This window comes from Solemya pervernicosa gill symbiont (genome assembly GCF_002020875.1).
GTDB lineage: Bacteria > Pseudomonadota > Gammaproteobacteria.
This window is the reverse complement of record NZ_MPRL01000036.1, coordinates 15,511-31,794: the sequence shown is the minus strand read 5'-3', so window position 1 is coordinate 31,794 and position 16,284 is coordinate 15,511. Positions and strand designations below refer to the sequence as shown.

The window sequence follows — 16,284 nt, the reverse complement described above, 5'->3', positions numbered from 1 at the left end:
GGGGCGCCGTAGGCATAAACGGTCGCGTTAAGTATTTGCCGCTTGCTTGGGCTTGGATGCCCAAAACAAGCTTCCGCAAAAATAGCGACTCCCCGGCAGTCAGTTGGCCTATAAACGTGCCTTCGATAACCTGTTCTCTGCGCTTGATCAGTTAGAACAGTGTTTGGGCGAGCGGCGCTACCTGCTCGGTGAGCTAATTACCGAGGCCGACTGGCGACTCTTTACCACTCTGGTGCGTTTCGATGCCGTCTACGTTGGCCACTTCAAGTGCAACCGTCAGAGGCTGATCGACTATCCTAATCTGTGGGCCTATACCCGAGAGCTCTATCAGCTGCCGGGTATCGCTGAGACGGTCAATTTCGACCACATCAAGAGTCACTACTACCGAAGTCATCACTCAATCAATCCGAGCGGTATCGTTCCAGAGGGTCCGGAGCTCGATTTCTGGGAACCGCACCGGCGAGAGAGGATCTAATGAGGGTCTGTTAGAGGAGGGTAGTCTCATGCAACTCAATCTAACGTTGATTAAACATCGCTATGCGCGTTGGCTGATCTATTCGCTGCTGGTGATCGCATTTTTCCCGCTACTGATGCGTGCGATCAACGCCGCACTGCCCGATAACGGCTTCGATCTCGAAGCATCACTGATCCCAAGCGAAGAGATCTACCATGGCGGACCACCGCGTGATGGCATTCCTGCGATCGACAAACCCAGGTTCGTTGCTGCGGCTGAGGCGACCTTTCTCAAGGGGAGTGATCGAGTCCTTGGGATTGATCGCAATGGCGTGCGCAAGGCCTATCCGATTCGCATCCTGAACTACCATGAAATCGTCAATGATCACTTTAAGGACGAGGCAGTCGTCGTCACCTTCTGCCCACTCTGCGGCACCGGCATGGCCTTTGAGGCGAAACTTGATGGCAAGTCACGCAGTTTTGGTGTCTCAGGGCTGCTCTATAACAGTGATGTATTGCTCTATGATCGTGAGACCGAGTCGCTCTGGTCGCAGATTCTAAAACTCTCCATTAGTGGGCCGATGAAGGGGCATAAGCTCAGACAGCTGGCGATCAGTCACACCAGCTGGGAGGAGTGGCAACGCGGCGGTGATTCGCTGGTGCTCTCATTTGATACCGGTTTCAGTCGTGACTATAGCCGCAGCCCCTATGGAAACTACGGCGAGTCAGAGAGTATCTACTTTCCGGTGGCCAAATTTGATGGTCGCTATCACCCCAAGGAGATCGTGATTGGGGTGGAGATCGACGGTCAGTTCAAGGCCTACCCGATCAAGGAGCTGGCGCTGGGCAGGGAGCCGCTGGTCGATATCTTTGCTGGTCAGGAGTTAGAGGTTCGTTTTAATGTTGAACTCCGCAGTGGCGGTGTGTTTGACAGTGCCGGAGTGGAGCTACCTTCGTTAACTGCCTACTGGTTCGCCTGGTATGCGTTTCATCCAGATGGTGAGGTCTATAGCGCTCAATGAAGTAGTGGGCGGTTAGACCAGATGTTCAGGCGGATTTCATACCCAGTTTTTAACGGTACGCTGACACGCGATTGAAGTGCGCTGGTACATTGCCGATACTTAAGCAAATAGCCTCAAGCAAAGAAAAGGTTTTAGATGAGAGTTGTAATCGCACTGGCCCTGCTACTGAGCTGCACGGCGTTATCGGCAAAGGATATGAATCAGCGCTTTGCCGCCTTCGGCCTCGGCTCGAAGAGCTGTAGTGACTATATCTCCGCTACCATCGATGGGGGAGATGAGGTCGACTATTACAACAACTACATCCTCGGTTATCTCTCCGCCTTTAATCTGATCGTTCCCGGTACCTATAACATCCTCGGCACGAACACCATGAGTGATGCCTTCGAGTGGCTCAATGACTATTGCCGTGAGGAGGGCGACGCCTCGTTTATCAATGCACTGGCGAGTCTCAGTGACGCCTATTATGAAGAGCGGCAGAACTTCCTCTCCAGCGGTGAGGGATGGCAGAGCGGTTCACCCTCAGTGAATAAGACGGTTGAGGGGCTGCGAGAGATGATCAAGCGTGGTCCAGTCGAGACTGCGCAATAATGCACATCTGGGTCGATGCCGATGCCTGTCCGGGCGTTATCAAGGAGATTCTTTTTCGCGCTGCTGAGCGGCTGAAGGTACCCACGACATTGGTGGCCAATCAGCCGCTACGCACACCCCCTTCGAAGGTGATCAAGTCGGTACGAGTGGCTGCCGGGTTTGATGTCGCCGATAACTACATCGTGCAGCAGCTACAGCAGGGTGATCTGGTGATCACCGCCGACATCCCACTCGCCTCTGAGGTGATCGATAACGGTGGTCACGCACTCAACCCGCGTGGTGAGTTCTATACCACTGAGAATATTCGTCAGCGGCTCAACATGCGCGACTTCATGGAGGAGATGCGCAGTACCGGTATGGTCACCGGTGGCCCGGCCGCGCTGGGGCAGAGTGAACGTCGCGCCTTTGCTAACGAACTCGACCGATTCCTCGCAAAAATATAGAGTGACAGGCTGGCGACGTGGCAGCGTGCTGAGAGTAGGCGCTGTTCAGGTAAGAGAGAGGGGTGCGGGAGACGCGTCCCGGCGAGTGATCGTGCAACATGAAGGATAGCGTCGCACGAGACTCTGAATATTAGGTTTAATGCAGTGATTAGCACTAAAAGTGAAGTCTCGGTTCCCCTTCAGTCCCCCCTGTTTCGTGGCGACAAACGTCTGCGTATTGCGCTGATCGGCCAGCCCAATAGCGGCAAGAGCACCCTCTTTAAGGTGGTATCCAGTACCGAGATCTACACCGGTGAACTGGCCGGTACCGAGCGCAGCTACCGCGCCTGTAGCGTGCAGATAGGCATGGATGAGGCGATGCTGGTCGATCTGCCGAGTATCCAGTCGCTGCACAACCTCTCAGACGATGACCAGGTCTCACTCAAATACCTGCTCTGGGGAGATGAACGTCCCGCCGTCTCTCGCCATGAGTCCGATCAACCACCGGCTCCCTTTGCCGCCCCCGATGTACTCATCCAGGTGGTCGATGCCACTGCGCTCGACCGTAACCTCGAACTTAGTCTCGAACTGAGTTCACTGGGACGGCCAATGGTGATTGCGCTCAACATGATGGATGAGGCGCGCGAGAAGGGGATTCATATCAACATCAACGCGCTCAGCGAGGAGCTGGGTGTACCGGTGGTGCCTACGGTGGCGCTGATGGGTCACGGTATTGCTGATGTCTTTAAAACGGCGGTGCATGCAGTGCGTCAGGGCGTCTGCCCGCAGCCACAGCCGGCCAGCAAACATATCTGCGATGCGGCTAAACCATTGAGCGATCTGCTGCAGCACCCGGGGGTTCATCACGCCTTTAACGTGCCACACGCCTTTCTATTGATGCAGCTGGTGGCCGGTGATCGTTACTTCACTGCCGAGATCAAGGAGCACTTTTCAGAGTTGAGTGCAGATCTGACCCGTCTGCGTGGTGAGGCGGAGGCAACGCTGCCCCGCTCACTGGAGGATGAGCTGCATGCCGACCGGCACCACCGTGCTGCGGTAATGTTCGAGGGGGTGACCCGGCTGGGTGGAGCGCATGAGGGGAGTCGCTGGAAACTGTGGCTCGATGAGCTCTTTCTACATCCGCGTTGGGGTCTGGTCGGTAGCCTGCTGGTCTTCGCGGCAGTGCTCTTTATCGTCTTTGAGGTGAGTGCCTGGCTCGACTCCATGACGGCCGCAAAACTGATCGATGCGGTCTCTGTCTGGCAGCCGACGGCACTAACAGGTGTGGTAGGAAAGGCTGTGGTCGATGGGCTGATCGGTCTGGTCGGCATCGTCGTCCCCTACATGATTCCATTGGTGGTTTTGCTGGTGGTACTGGAGGAGTCGGGGGTGATGCAGCGTATCGCCTTTGTGGTCGACCGTGGTTTTCACCAGATTGGTCTACATGGTGGTGTGGCGGTGCCCTTCCTGCTCGGTCTTGGCTGTAACGTTCCAGCAATCTCCGCAGCAGCGCATTCAACCAAGGGCCACGAACGATTTGTCTCTGCAGTGCTGATCACCTTTGTCCCCTGCTCAGCACGCTCGGCGATCATTCTGGCGCTGGCCGGCAAATATCTAGGTGGCCTGGGTGTCTTTATGATCTTTGCCATCACCGTGGTGGTGATTGCGTTGATGGGGCGCATTTTGACCCGCTCCCATCCTGACCCGATCCCTGGGCAGGTGCAGGAGATTCCTCCCTATGCGCTACCTAAACTGCGTGGTGTGTTGCAGACCACCTGGCTGCGTACCAGTGACATTCTCACCATCGTCACCCCTCTGTTGGTGGGCGGTAGCGTGGTACTCGCACTGCTCAGTTTTGTCGGGGCCGATGCAGTGATCAATAAGCTCCTGATGCCTGTGACCAGCTGGTGGCTCGGCCTTCCGTTGGTGCTGGGTGTGCCGATTCTCTTCGGCGTGTTGCGCAAGGAGCTCTCACTGCTGATGATCTATCAGGCACTCGGCACCTTTGAAATCGGTACGGTGATGGATTGGGTTCAGATCACCACCTTCCTGATCTTCCTCACCTTCTATGTGCCCTGCGTTTCGACCTTTGCGGTGATGTTGAAGACACTCAGGCCACGTGAGGCGTTCTACTCGGTGGGTCTCTCGGTGAGTGTGGCGCTGGTGATGAGTGGCGTGATTCGATTGCTGTTGGAGCTGTTTTCACTGCTCGGTTGAGCGGGGCGTTTCAATAGCTGCTAACTTTAAGTCTGTATCGAATCCGAACAAGGCTTGGGCCGATGAAAAATAATAACCTGATGCGACTGCTGTTGCTGGTCGCCATCGCGCTGATGATCGGCGTCTTTTTTACCTTCGATCTGGGGCGCTTTCTCACCCTGGAGTATCTGCAGTCACAACGTGGTGAGCTGCTAGAGCGCTACCACGAAAATCCATTTACCTTTATCGCCATCTACATGGCGATCTATATTGCAGCCACGGCGCTTTCGCTGCCGGGTGCGACAATTATGACACTAGCGGGTGCAGCCGTATTTGGCCTGGCAGTCGGCACAGTGGTGGTCTCCTTTGCCAGTACCATCGGCGCAACACTTGCCTTTCTAGTAGCCCGTTTTTTACTGCGTGATGCGGTGCAGAGTCGCTTTGCCGACAAGCTTGGCCCGATCAATGCGGGTGTCGAAAAGGATGGCGTGCTCTATCTCTTTACCCTGCGACTGATTCCGATATTCCCCTTCTTTATGATCAATCTGTTGATGGGGCTGACACCGATTAAGACCTGGAAGTACTTTCTCGTTAGTCAGGTCGGCATGTTGCCCGGCACTATCGTCTATGTGAATGCGGGTGATCAGCTCGCCTCACTCGAATCGCTCTCCGGCATTCTCTCGCCGGGGCTGCTGCTCTCGTTTGCACTGCTCGGTATATTCCCGCTGCTAGCGAAGAAGTTGGTCGAGTGGATCAAGGCAAGAGAGGTGATGAAACCCTATAAAAAACCGAGCAGCTTCGACTACAACCTGGTGGTAATTGGTGGTGGCTCGGCAGGACTGGTCTCTGCCTATATCGCTGCAGCTGTGAAGGCGAAGGTCGCCTTGATCGAACGTCACAAGATGGGGGGAGACTGTCTTAATACCGGCTGTGTGCCGAGTAAGGCGCTGATTCGTTCAGCCAAGATGCTCGCCTATGCCGCACGTGCTGAAGAGTTCGGTTTTAAAAAGGCGGAGGTCGATTTTGAATTTGCCGAGGTGATGGAGCGGGTGCAGCGGGTGATAACTGAGGTGGAGCCGCACGACTCGGTGGAACGCTATAACAAACTGGGCGTGGAGTGCATCAGTGGTGATGCAAAGATTCTCTCCCCCTATGAGGTCGAGGTCGAAGGGCGAGTAATTACCACCCGCACCATTATTGTCGCCACCGGTGCACGGCCGCTGGTACCACAGCTACCTGGGCTTGAGGGGAGCGAGTATCACACCTCCGATACCATCTGGGAGCTACGCGAACAACCGAAACGCTTAGTGGTGCTGGGTGGTGGCCCAATCGGTTGCGAGCTTGCACAGGCGTTTCACCGTTTAGGCTCTCAGGTGACGCTACTGCAGCGACCTGCGCGTATCCTGCCGCGAGAGGATGAGGAGATCTCAGCGATGGTCGCCGAGCGCTTTTCCGCAGAGGGTGTTGAGCTGCTGACGGCGCACAGTGCCAAACGAATAGAAGAACGTGAAGGGCAGCGTTATGTGGTCTGCGAACACAATGGCGAGGAGCGTGAAGTCCCCTACGATCAGCTACTGATCGCTCTGGGGCGACAGGCCAACGTGCAGAAGTTCGGACTTGAGAAACTCGGTGTCACGCTCACACCTCGCGGTACCGTTGAAGCTGATCCTTTTCTACGCACCAACTTCCCGAATATCTACGTCTGCGGTGATGTCACCGGCCCCTACCAGTTCACTCACACCGCCGCCCATCAGGCGTGGTACGCCTCGGTCAATGCGCTCTTCTCACCGCTGAAACGGTTCCGTGTCGACTACTCGGTGATCCCCTGGGCGACCTACTGTGACCCCGAGGTGGCCCGTGTTGGTCTTAACGAACTGGAGGGAAAAGAGAAGGGCATCGACTATGAGGTCACAACCTACGGTATCGATGATCTTGATCGCGCCATCGCTGACAGTGAGGCGCACGGTGTGGTGAAGGTGCTGACAGTTCCCGGCAAGGACAAGATCCTCGGTGTCACCATCGTCGGCTCACACGCCGGTGATCTCATTGCCGAGTTCGTGATGGCGATGAAGCACGGCCTCGGCCTCAATAAGATCCTCGGTACCATCCACATCTACCCAACGCTCGCCGAGGCAAATAAATATGTCGCGGGTAACTGGAAGCGGGCGCACAAGCCCGAGGCGTTGCTGAACTGGGTGGAGCGGTTCCACACCTGGCGGAGAGGTTGAGATATACCGGAGTCAGTTCTAGTTCTGGTATATATCGCTTTGTATCAATGGGTTGTTTGATAAATCGCTAAGACCTGATGTCAATAATTGATATTGTGATATCACGTTAATTGGCATCATACTGGTGTTGCTAAAAAAATTTCGTCGTTCGCTCTCGCTCTCAACTACGAATAGGCAGACGGCGTCGACTATCGCGGACTAACCGCCTTCGCTTCGCTATCCATGGCGGTCAGCGAAGGAGTAAACGCTATGAACCAAATGGCTAAATCGACTTGCCTTCGGGCAGTTTTTGCAGCTTCACTTATTTTGTTCTGGATAGGTCCGTCGACTGCTTACGCCAGCTCCTATGAAGAAGCCGTTAGTAGATGGTCATCTTATGAGGATGTGGGGAAGTGGCTCAACAGTAACTTTAGCTTCGATAGAAGTAGACTTGGGTCTGTTCAGAAAAGGATTCGCACACAAGGTCCTAAAGGGCTACTGGCGCGCAACCCGTCAGCAACCTATGACGATAAGGCGGGCTATTGTGTCGATTCTGCAAATCTCGCTCTCGATGCCCTTAACCGAATTGACCCGAGTTACAAAGCTCGGTGGATTTTCGTGAGGAACGGTACAGGTAAGATTCATCACTGGGCCACTGGTTTTACTGTTGAGGGAAAATTGCACGTTATGGACTTCGGAGCGGGTCCACATTGGAGTGAGATGAAGGGGATCCACGGCCCCTATGAATCTCTGGATGAATACGCGAACTTTCTCTCCTCTCTGAATCTTCAGGGATTCTCAGTTGGAGAAGTTGTGTGGCGTAATCAGTTTCCGGGACAAGAGGACTGAACAGCCGCAAGCCAGGAATAACGAAAAGACTCATATCAGAAAGGTGACCTGCATGTACCAATGGGGCGGAGTTAATGCAGACTCCGCCATCATCCGAAACTATCTGTGCTCCGACATCACACGCTCAACGGTATCGACGATCGCCTGGGTCTGCGGATCGATCTCTATATTGATACGGTCGCCGATCTGGCGAGTTCCGATGTTGGTGCGCTCGAGCGTTTCGGGGATCAGATTGACGTTGAACTCCTCTCCCTCAACATCACCGATGGTAAGGCTGATGCCATCGATGCCGATGTAGCCCTTGGTAAATACATACTTGGTCCACTGTACGGGGATCTTGAACCAGATCTGGCAGTTGTTCTCGCTCTCGATGATTCGACTCACCTCGGCAACGCAGAGGATATGGCCCGACATGGCGTGACCGCCGATCTCATCGCCGAACTTTGCGGCGCGCTCCACGTTGACCCGACTGCCAACCGTTACATCACCAAGGTTGGTTACCTTGAGGGTCTCTTGCATCAGGTCGAAGGTGATGCGATTTCCGTCGATCTGGGTGACGGTAAGACAGCAGCCGTTGTGGGCGACCGATGCCCCCGCTTCGAGTCCATCAAATAGTGGTTCTGGGAGCGTTACTACATGGGTGCGAAACTGTGATTTCTCGATGATCTCGACCACCTCTGCAGTGCCCTGGACGATGCCTGTAAACATAGTATTGTTCCGTGTTTAATTCTGAATCTGATCGATTATATAGCGGTTTAGGCGTGACGCATCTGTTGCCACCCTCGCTTGTGGCGAGAGTGGCCAAGGATGGTTGCGGAAGTGGTGCAGGTGTTACTGGGTGGGAGGCGGTGCGAGTGGCTGTGGGGCCTGTGGTTGAACAGGCGCCACTTTGGCTGATATTGCCGTCTGGCTGCGTTTATCGATAGCACCGAAAAGATTGAGATTTCTGGCCCGCTTGAACTGTGCGCCGCCGATGTTGCTACCAATGAAATTTGCCTCTTTTAGCTTTGCGTCGTTGAGTCGTGCATTTAGCAGATTGGCATTGTTAAATTTCACTTCACGCAGGTCGGTGCTGCCAGCATTTGCTCCGCTGAGGTTGGCGCCGGTCATGATGGCTCGGCGTAGTCGCGCACGGCGCATGTCGACCTGCTGAAGGTTGGCGTTACTAAAATCGCTGTTATCGGCCATGGCATCGCGTAGTACCGCTCGACTTAGATTGGCCTTCTTGAGTGAGGCATCAAACAGCGTGGATTTGCGCATGCTGGCATCGACCAGGTTGGCGCCATCGAGCGTGACATTACTGAGATCGGCGCTGTCGAGGTTGGCTCCACGTAGGTCGGCGCCATCGAGTACTGCATTCTTGAGTAGTGCCTTGCGCATATTGGCACCACGCAGGTTGAGTCCAGAGAGATCAAGTCGCTCCATATCGGCGCCTTTAAGATTGCAGTTGGGACAATCCTTTCCAGCCTCGACGCTTTCCAGGTCGGCGTCGCGATAGGCGAGTGCCGGTGTGCAGAGTGCAAGCGTGATGAGAGCAATCAGTGTGTGATTCAGTTTCATAGTCGTATTGTTATCAGTTCATTGAATTATCGTTATTCTTTGATAATAGCACCAAACTCCGTGTGCTTCCTTTCGCCAGGGCAGGGGGTGCCGTACACTATGCGACCCCCAGTTTTTCAGTCACTTCTGCCGTGCAACAACGACTTAAAGGCCTCAACAAACAGTTAGCGTCGATCCTTGCGATGGATCGTCACCGCCTGCAACGTCGCCTGCGCGATCTGCAGCGCAAGGCGCGACAGGGCAGCTGTGGCAGTGAGGCAGTGGCCAAGCTTGAGCACGATGTTGAGCGCGCGGTGGCGAAGTATCAGCAACGCGCTGCAAATGTCCCTACGCCCGACTACCCGGAAGAGCTACCCGTCAGTGGACGGCGTGATGAGATTACTACCGCTATCCGCGAGAACCAGGTGGTGATCGTCGCCGGAGAGACCGGTTCAGGAAAGACGACCCAACTGCCAAAGATTGCGCTTGAGGCGGGGCGTGGCGTGGCCGGATTGATTGGTCACACCCAGCCGAGGCGTATTGCAGCGCGCAGCGTTGCCTCTCGTATCGCTGAAGAGCTAAAGAGTGAGTTGGGTAATACGGTGGGATACAAGGTGCGCTTCTCCGATCGCACCCGTCCCGAGAGCTATATCAAACTGATGACCGACGGCATTCTGCTGGCCGAGATTCAACGCGACCGATATCTCAACCAGTACGACACGCTGATCATCGATGAGGCGCATGAGCGCAGCCTTAATATCGATTTTCTGCTCGGTTTCTTCAAACAGCTGCTACCGAAACGTCCCGATCTGAAACTGATCATCACATCGGCGACGATCGATACCGAACGTTTTGCCAGCCACTTCAGTGATGCCCCGATCATCGAGGTTTCCGGGCGCACCTACCCGGTTGAGCTGCGCTACCGCCCGCTGCAGTCTGAGGATGATGATTCGCGTGATCGTGATCAGCTACAGGCGATACTCGACGCGGTTGATGAGTTATCGCGCGAGGGTGAGGGGGATATTTTGATCTTCCTACCCGGTGAGCGCGATATTCGCGAGACGGCCGAGGCGCTGCGCAAACACCATCCACCCCACACTGAGATCCTGCCGCTCTACGCGCGTCTCTCTGCCAGCGAGCAGAACCGTGTCTTTCAGAGCCATCGCGGTCGTCGCATTGTGCTGGCGACCAATGTTGCCGAGACCTCGTTGACCGTGCCGGGTATCCGCTATGTGATCGATCCCGGCTACGTGCGTCTGTCGCGCTACAGCTACCGCAGCAAGGTGCAGCGGCTACCGATTGAGAAGGTCTCACAGGCCTCGGCCAACCAGCGCTCCGGACGCTGCGGGCGACTTGGTCCCGGTATTGCGATCCGTCTCTACGCCGAGGAGGATTTCAATAACTTTGCTGAGTTCACCGACCCGGAGGTGAAACGTACCAACCTCGCTGCGGTGATCCTGCAGATGCAGGCGCTGGGCTTGGGCGATATCGAGGACTTCCCCTTTGTTGAGCCGCCCGATAGTCGTTTTATCAACGATGGTTACAAGCTGCTGCATGAGCTGGGCGCGGTCGATAACCGACGACGTATGAGCAAGCTGGGACAGAAAATTGCCAAACTACCCGTCGATCCGCGTATTGGTCGTATGCTGCTTGCGGCGGAGCAGGAGGGGGCGCTGGCAGAGGTGTTGGTGATTGCCGCCGCACTCTCGATTCAAGATCCACGAGAACGGCCACACGGGGCGCGTGATAAGGCGGACCAGCGTCATAATGAGTTTAACGATGAGCAGTCTGACTTTCTTACCTATCTCAAGCTCTGGCAGTTTTATGAGGAGCAGCGCCACCACCTGACGCAGAGTAAGCTGCGAAAGCTCTGCCGCGATCGTTATCTCTCCTATATGCGCATGCGTGAGTGGCGTGAGGTGTGGCAACAGCTGCACACTCTGGTCAAGGTGATGGGGGCGAAGGAGAACAGTACACCTGCTGAGTACGATGCGATCCACCGTGCACTATTGAGTGGTCTGCTCGGTAATATCGGTTTCCGCGATGAGAAACAGAGCTACCTGGGGGCGCGTAACAGTCGCTTCCATGTCTTCCCCGGTTCAGCCCAGTTCAAAAAACCACCGAAGTGGTTGATGGCGGGCGCGCTGATTGAGACCAGTAAGCTCTACGCCCATACCATAGCGGCGATCAAGCCGGAGTGGATTGAGCGTCTGGCAGATCATCTGGTCAAGCGCAGCTACAGCGAGCCGCACTGGGAGAAGCGGGCGGGGCAGGTAGCCGCTAGTGAACGAGTTACGCTCTACGGGGTAACGATCAATCCCAAACGCCGGGTCAACTTCGGGCCGATCAAACCCGATGAGGCTCGCGAGATCTTTATCCGCAGTGCGCTGGTGGAGGGTGAGTTCAACTGCAGAGCCCCCTTCTTCAAACACAATCGAAAACTGCTTGAGGAGATCGAGTCGCTGGAACACCGCTCACGCCGTCGCGATGTATTGGTCGATGAGCAGGTGCTGGTTGAGTTTTACGAGCAGAAGATTCCGACGGGTATCTATAGCGGTGCAACCTTTGAAAAATGGCGGCGTGGTGTAGAGGCCAAGGATGAGAAGCTACTCTTCCTGACTCGTGAAGAGCTGATGCAGCACGATGCCGCTGGAGTGACTCAGGCGCAGTTCCCACCCTCCGCCAAGGTGGGGGCGCTCAAGCTGAAATATGAGTACCACTTTGAGCCGGGCAGTCGTGACGACGGTGTGACGCTACAGCTGCCGCTGGCCGCGCTGAATCAGATTGAGGCGCTGCAGTTCGAGTGGCTGGTGCCGGGACTGCTGCGCGAGAAGTTGATTGCGCTGATCAAGTCACTACCCAAGTCGTTGCGTCGAAACTTCGTACCCGCACCAAATTTTGCCGACGCCTTGATGCAGGTGATCAGCTTTGGTGAGGGTTCACTGTTTGAACAACTCTCGCGGCAGCTACTGCGAATAACCGGTGTTGCGGTTGATGAGAGTGCCTGGCAGAGCGAGCAGCTGACCGATCACCTGCGCATGAACTACCGTATCGTCGATGCCAAGGGGAAGGTGGTGGGCGAGGGACGCGATCTTGAACTGCTCCAGGCAGATCTCGGCGGACGAGCCAAAGAGAGCTTTAGTGGCCTGACGGAGAAGACAATTGAGCGCGAGGGGATTACCGAGTGGGACTTCGGCGATTTACCCGAGGTCTATAACGTTACCCAGCACGGTCTCAAATTGCAGGGCTATCCGGCATTGGTCGATCAGGGTGAGAGTGTTGCGATAGAGCTCTTCGACGATGCATGGCAGGCAGAGCAGGCGATGCACGGTGGGCTGCGACGACTGATTGCGTTGCAGGTTGGCAAAGAGATCAAGTATCTGCAAAAGAATCTTCCCGGTATTGAGAAGAGTTGTCTCCACTACACTCGCATCGGCAACTGCAATGCACTCAAGCTGGACCTGGTGATGGCCGCCATCGACCACGCCTTTCTCGATCAGCCGCTGCCACGAACTGAAGCCGCCTTCCATGCAGTCTGTGAGCGGGGGCGCGGGCGGTTGATTGAAACGGCTAACCGTCTCAGCCAAGTGGTGGCTGAAACCCTTGCAGAACACCATGCCATCTCCAAGCAGATCAAGGGCTCGATTCCCCCGACCCTGCTGGAGGCGATTACTGATGTCAGTGCACAGCTCGGGCATCTGGTCTACCCGGGGTTTGTGCTTAAAACACCAGCGGAGTGGTTGTCCCACCTGCCACGTTATCTGAAGGCGGTCAGCCGGCGGCTCGATAAGGTCGCGGGGCAACTAGCACGTGATCGCCAGCATCGGCTTGAGATTGAGTCATTATGGCGTGTCTGGGCGGAGCGCAGTGGGGAAGGAAAACGCCAGAGTCGGGAGCTGCTCGAGTTTCGTTGGCTGATAGAGGAGCTGCGCGTCTCTATCTTTGCCCAGGAGCTAAAGACGGTGCAGAGTGTTTCGGTCAAACGTCTGCAAAACATTGTCAAAACACTGTGAATCGGTAGTAGTGCGCATGAAAAATTTGGCGAGATTGTTATGATTACCGGTATGAGTAGAGAGAAGATAGACCACTGCGTGGAGCAGCTCTGTCAGCGCGGTTGCCGTGAGGTGACGCTGATTATTGAGCAGCTTGATGCCGGTGAAGCCGTTGAAGGAACTGACCATCTGGATGGTAGCGAACGGCACGCCGTAGCCGAAGAGCTGCGCTCGATTATGTCGGTCTACGATGGCCCCTGCTCAATCTAACAGCCTCTGTTGATCTGATTAAATATCTGTAGTTCGTCTGAGTACCTGAAATGGCTATTGGCTCAATTGCGCAACGCTATGTGTATGGAGATTTAGATAAATGACTGAAAGTGGTGCTAAACCTGTTTATGACGCTGCAGAGATTACGCTGGCTCGGCTCAATGAGTTGCTTCCACTCGCTGCAAATCAGGCTGCGCTGACACCATCTTTTCGGCAGCTCCATATCGCCATTCTCAAGGGGCTTGCCGACAGTAACCGCCCCCTCGCGATCGAGGCGATGTGTGAGAAATCCGGTATCGATGATGCCAGCGCTGCGATCGCCGAGCTGGTAAAACAGGATCTGGTCGTGACAAACAGTGATGGCGTGGTGATCGGTGCCTATCCAATGATCCGCGAGCCACGTGAACATATGGTGATGCTCGGAACGCTCGAGCTCCGGGCCATGTGTGCAGTCGATGCGCTGGCAATCGGGATGATGTTCAAACAGCCCACCATGATCCGCTCACGCTGCCGCGCCACCGATTCGATCGTGATCATTAATCAGGATGGTGAACAGGTCGATGCAATGGGGCAGTGCCCTGATCTGCATGTGGGTATTCAGTGGCAGGCGACCGATGGTTGCGCGGCGAAGACGATCTGCCTCGATATGATCTATCTATGTTCTGCGAAGGTGGCTGCCGAGTGGCAGGGAGATACAGTTGAGACCCGCAGCGTGCTGACTCTGGCAGAGGCGATCAAGCTATCGCGTGATTTCTTTATGCCACTGTTGGCGGAGTAACTGATCCACCCTGACCATCAGGGTGAATAGCTGTTTTTCTCTATACCTTGAACTGAGCGACGATTCCCTCGAGCTGCAGCGCCAGGGAGGAGAGGTGTTCACTCTCCTGTGCGGTCTTCTGTGCACCTGCGGCCGTCTGTTCGGCAACGACGCTGATATCGTTGATGTTGCGTGAGATATCCTCGGCCACAGTGCTCTGCTCATTGGAGGCAGCGGCTATCTGGGTGTTCATATCGTTAATCTGACTGATCGCACCGGTGATGCTGGCGAGGGTAGTGCCGGCACTACTGGCGTGCTCCACACTCTCTGCAGTCTGTGTCTGACCCTGCTCCATAGCGACTACGGCGTTACGCGTACCGCTCTGTAGCTTCTCGATCATGCCCTGAATCTCCTGAGTCGACTGCTGGGTACGCGAGGCGAGGGTGCGGACCTCATCGGCAACCACGGCAAAACCGCGGCCCTGCTCACCTGCGCGGGCGGCCTCAATTGCGGCGTTGAGTGCAAGTAGATTTGTCTGTTCTGCGATGCCGCGAATAACCTCCAGGATGCCACCGATCTCCACACTGTCGTGCTCCAGATTCTGAATAACCTGGGCGACCTGGCCGACATTCTCCGCCAGAGTGTTAATAGAGCTGACAGTCTGGTTGACCACCTGTTTGCCGGTGCCTGCCTGTTGATCGGCCTCTTGCGCGGAGTTGGCCGCCAGACTGGCGTTGTTGGCAACCTCATGGGCGCTGGCAGACATTTCGGTGACGGCAGTGGCGACAAGGTTGATCTCATTCTGCTGTCGTACAATCGCATCGGTTGTCTGGGCAGAGAAGTTTGAGAGTTCATGGGCGGAGTTGTTGACCTCATGTGAGGCAGTGGTGACGTTGGAGATCAGCTCCTGAAGCTTCTCCTTCATCTCTCGAACGCTGTTGCAGAGTGCGCCTAGTTCATCATCGCTGCTGCACCAGTGATTAACGTCACCGGTCAGATCGCCTGAAGAGACCTGTTTCATGTTGTCGATTAGCAGTCGCAGGAATGAGAGCGCCTTAAACATCATGAAGTAGGCAAAACCGACCAGGAACAGGAATACAGCGGCGCCCAGACCGAGCATAAGCTGGGCATTTTTTAGGCTCTCCTGCTCAGAGAGCAGTAGCGCATTGGCACGATCCTGTGTGGCTTCAAGGAACGGATCAACCATCTCACCGATATTGGCGGCTACTGCGTCAAACTTCTCCATCATCTTGTTGCCGCCAGCAGGTCCATCATCAATATAGGCCTGTGCCATCTTCTTTCCGACTGCGTGATAAGACTCAAAGGCAGGCAGCATCTGTTCGTATAGGCACGGTTTTCGGTGTCGAGCTCTTTGAGCTCAGAGAGCAGCTGTTTGAACAGCGCAGCGTTTGCTTCGGCCTCGTCAAAACCATCATTCAATCCGTCTAGAGCACGCGTAGCACTGATATCGGTGAGCCACTGCTGTACCTGTACCACGCTCAGTTTGAGCTGATGTGCCTTGTTCAGGATTGGGATTTCGTTGTTGGCGATCTGCTTCGATTCATTGATGATCGAGTTGCTGCCGGTGAAAATAATGATGCCCTGGACAATGACGGCGAGAGCCAGAATGGAACAGACGAGGGCAAACTTGTTCTTCATGCTCATGTTATTCATCTTGTTGTTTCCCTTTGACAGATTGTCCAGTTGGCACTGCTTAATATTATTGGAAATTGTGAGAACTGTGGGCCGTTCTGATGTGGAGCGGTGAGAGGTGTAGTTGCCTCTAGATCAAATGTCGGCAAAGAGGTAAGAACCTTGACGCCGATATCGGTCCGATCGCTCCAGGTAACAGTCTCTTAATTCGAAGGGTGCAGCCGAAATTGACCGATTAAATTGGTCTGATTTGTTAAATTAAATTAACGCCGCATCCACCCCGTCATATAGTTGAGACTAAGGCTTTTGTCGAATTGAGTCACGCGCTTAAAAGAC

13 protein-coding genes and 1 pseudogene are annotated in these 16,284 nt (G+C 55.0%); 10 read left to right on the top strand and 4 right to left on the bottom strand.

Annotated elements, in window-relative coordinates; all coding sequences use genetic code 11:
• Window positions 1-97 precede the first annotated feature (97 nt).
• The 7 genes and pseudogenes from BOW52_RS09510 to BOW52_RS09480 form a co-directional block, all read left to right on the top strand.
• Window positions 98-475 (top strand): annotated as a pseudogene (locus BOW52_RS09510) (glutathione S-transferase C-terminal domain-containing protein); the annotation flags it as partial.
• Between the two features lie 28 nt (window positions 476-503).
• Window positions 504-1,475, top strand: a complete 972-nt coding sequence (locus tag BOW52_RS09505; RefSeq protein WP_078483844.1) for a DUF3179 domain-containing protein — start codon at window positions 504-506, stop codon at window positions 1,473-1,475.
• A 135-nt stretch (window positions 1,476-1,610) separates the two neighbouring features.
• On the top strand, window positions 1,611-2,063 hold the full coding sequence (locus tag BOW52_RS09500) for a hypothetical protein (RefSeq protein ID WP_078483843.1): 453 nt from the start codon (window positions 1,611-1,613) through the stop codon (window positions 2,061-2,063).
• Window positions 2,063-2,506 (top strand): YaiI/YqxD family protein, encoded by a 444-nt coding sequence (locus tag BOW52_RS09495; protein ID WP_078483842.1) that lies wholly within the window; start codon window positions 2,063-2,065, stop codon window positions 2,504-2,506. The genes BOW52_RS09500 and BOW52_RS09495 overlap by 1 nt, the downstream gene beginning before the upstream one ends.
• 144 nt (window positions 2,507-2,650) lie before the next feature.
• On the top strand, window positions 2,651-4,702 hold the full coding sequence (locus BOW52_RS09490; RefSeq protein WP_078483841.1) for a ferrous iron transporter B: 2,052 nt from the start codon (window positions 2,651-2,653) through the stop codon (window positions 4,700-4,702).
• A gap of 62 nt (window positions 4,703-4,764) precedes the next feature.
• The gene (locus BOW52_RS09485; protein ID WP_078483840.1) at window positions 4,765-6,909 is read left to right on the top strand and encodes an FAD-dependent oxidoreductase; all 2,145 of its coding nucleotides are present in this window, start codon (window positions 4,765-4,767) and stop codon (window positions 6,907-6,909) included.
• Between the two features lie 222 nt (window positions 6,910-7,131).
• Window positions 7,132-7,737, top strand: a complete 606-nt coding sequence (locus tag BOW52_RS09480; RefSeq protein ID WP_236725691.1) for a transglutaminase-like domain-containing protein — start codon at window positions 7,132-7,134, stop codon at window positions 7,735-7,737.
• Between the two features lie 99 nt (window positions 7,738-7,836).
• Here the strand turns inward: BOW52_RS09480 and BOW52_RS09475 are convergent, their stop codons facing one another.
• Window positions 7,837-8,445 (bottom strand): riboflavin synthase subunit alpha, encoded by a 609-nt coding sequence (locus tag BOW52_RS09475; protein WP_078483839.1) that lies wholly within the window; start codon window positions 8,443-8,445, stop codon window positions 7,837-7,839.
• A 123-nt stretch (window positions 8,446-8,568) separates the two neighbouring features.
• Window positions 8,569-9,297: a pentapeptide repeat-containing protein gene (locus tag BOW52_RS09470; RefSeq protein WP_078483838.1), complete on the bottom strand. Its 729-nt coding sequence runs from the start codon at window positions 9,295-9,297 to the stop codon at window positions 8,569-8,571.
• A 131-nt stretch (window positions 9,298-9,428) separates the two neighbouring features.
• On the opposite strand from BOW52_RS09470, the gene hrpA reads away from it, so the two are divergent.
• The 3 genes from hrpA to merB all read left to right on the top strand — a co-directional run bounded on the left by hrpA (window position 9,429) and on the right by merB (window position 14,316).
• Complete coding sequence (hrpA, locus tag BOW52_RS09465) at window positions 9,429-13,289, top strand: ATP-dependent RNA helicase HrpA (protein WP_269087648.1); 3,861 nt, start codon at window positions 9,429-9,431, stop codon at window positions 13,287-13,289.
• A gap of 51 nt (window positions 13,290-13,340) precedes the next feature.
• The gene (locus BOW52_RS09460) at window positions 13,341-13,538 is read left to right on the top strand and encodes a hypothetical protein (protein ID WP_135622225.1); all 198 of its coding nucleotides are present in this window, start codon (window positions 13,341-13,343) and stop codon (window positions 13,536-13,538) included.
• 100 nt (window positions 13,539-13,638) lie between these two features.
• Window positions 13,639-14,316: an organomercurial lyase gene (gene merB / locus BOW52_RS09455; RefSeq protein ID WP_078483836.1), complete on the top strand. Its 678-nt coding sequence runs from the start codon at window positions 13,639-13,641 to the stop codon at window positions 14,314-14,316.
• Between the two features lie 40 nt (window positions 14,317-14,356).
• Here merB and BOW52_RS09450 read toward each other — a convergent pair whose 3' ends face one another.
• Together BOW52_RS09450 and BOW52_RS09445 are read right to left on the bottom strand one after the other, a co-directional pair.
• Window positions 14,357-15,589, bottom strand: a complete 1,233-nt coding sequence (locus BOW52_RS09450; protein WP_236725690.1) for a methyl-accepting chemotaxis protein — start codon at window positions 15,587-15,589, stop codon at window positions 14,357-14,359.
• Window positions 15,541-15,969: a hypothetical protein gene (locus BOW52_RS09445; RefSeq protein WP_135622223.1), complete on the bottom strand. Its 429-nt coding sequence runs from the start codon at window positions 15,967-15,969 to the stop codon at window positions 15,541-15,543. The genes BOW52_RS09450 and BOW52_RS09445 overlap by 49 nt, the downstream gene beginning before the upstream one ends.
• Window positions 15,970-16,284 lie beyond the last annotated feature (315 nt).

What these genes read in the sequence shown, in the direction of transcription:
- BOW52_RS09480 (WP_236725691.1), top strand. Translation starts at nt 7,132, where the DNA reads ATGGCGGTCAGCGAAGGAGTAAACGCTATGAACCAAATGGCTAAATCG.
- BOW52_RS09485 (WP_078483840.1), top strand. Translation starts at nt 4,765, where the DNA reads ATGAAAAATAATAACCTGATGCGACTGCTGTTGCTGGTCGCCATCGCG.
- BOW52_RS09495 (WP_078483842.1), top strand. Translation starts at nt 2,063, where the DNA reads ATGCACATCTGGGTCGATGCCGATGCCTGTCCGGGCGTTATCAAGGAG.
- BOW52_RS09475 (WP_078483839.1), bottom strand. Translation starts at nt 8,445, where the DNA reads ATGTTTACAGGCATCGTCCAGGGCACTGCAGAGGTGGTCGAGATCATC.
- BOW52_RS09450 (WP_236725690.1), bottom strand. Translation starts at nt 15,589, where the DNA reads ATGGCACAGGCCTATATTGATGATGGACCTGCTGGCGGCAACAAGATG.
- BOW52_RS09460 (WP_135622225.1), top strand. Translation starts at nt 13,341, where the DNA reads ATGAGTAGAGAGAAGATAGACCACTGCGTGGAGCAGCTCTGTCAGCGC.
- merB (WP_078483836.1), top strand. Translation starts at nt 13,639, where the DNA reads ATGACTGAAAGTGGTGCTAAACCTGTTTATGACGCTGCAGAGATTACG.
- BOW52_RS09505 (WP_078483844.1), top strand. Translation starts at nt 504, where the DNA reads ATGCAACTCAATCTAACGTTGATTAAACATCGCTATGCGCGTTGGCTG.
- BOW52_RS09445 (WP_135622223.1), bottom strand. Translation starts at nt 15,969, where the DNA reads ATGAATAACATGAGCATGAAGAACAAGTTTGCCCTCGTCTGTTCCATT.
- BOW52_RS09470 (WP_078483838.1), bottom strand. Translation starts at nt 9,297, where the DNA reads ATGAAACTGAATCACACACTGATTGCTCTCATCACGCTTGCACTCTGC.
- BOW52_RS09500 (WP_078483843.1), top strand. Translation starts at nt 1,611, where the DNA reads ATGAGAGTTGTAATCGCACTGGCCCTGCTACTGAGCTGCACGGCGTTA.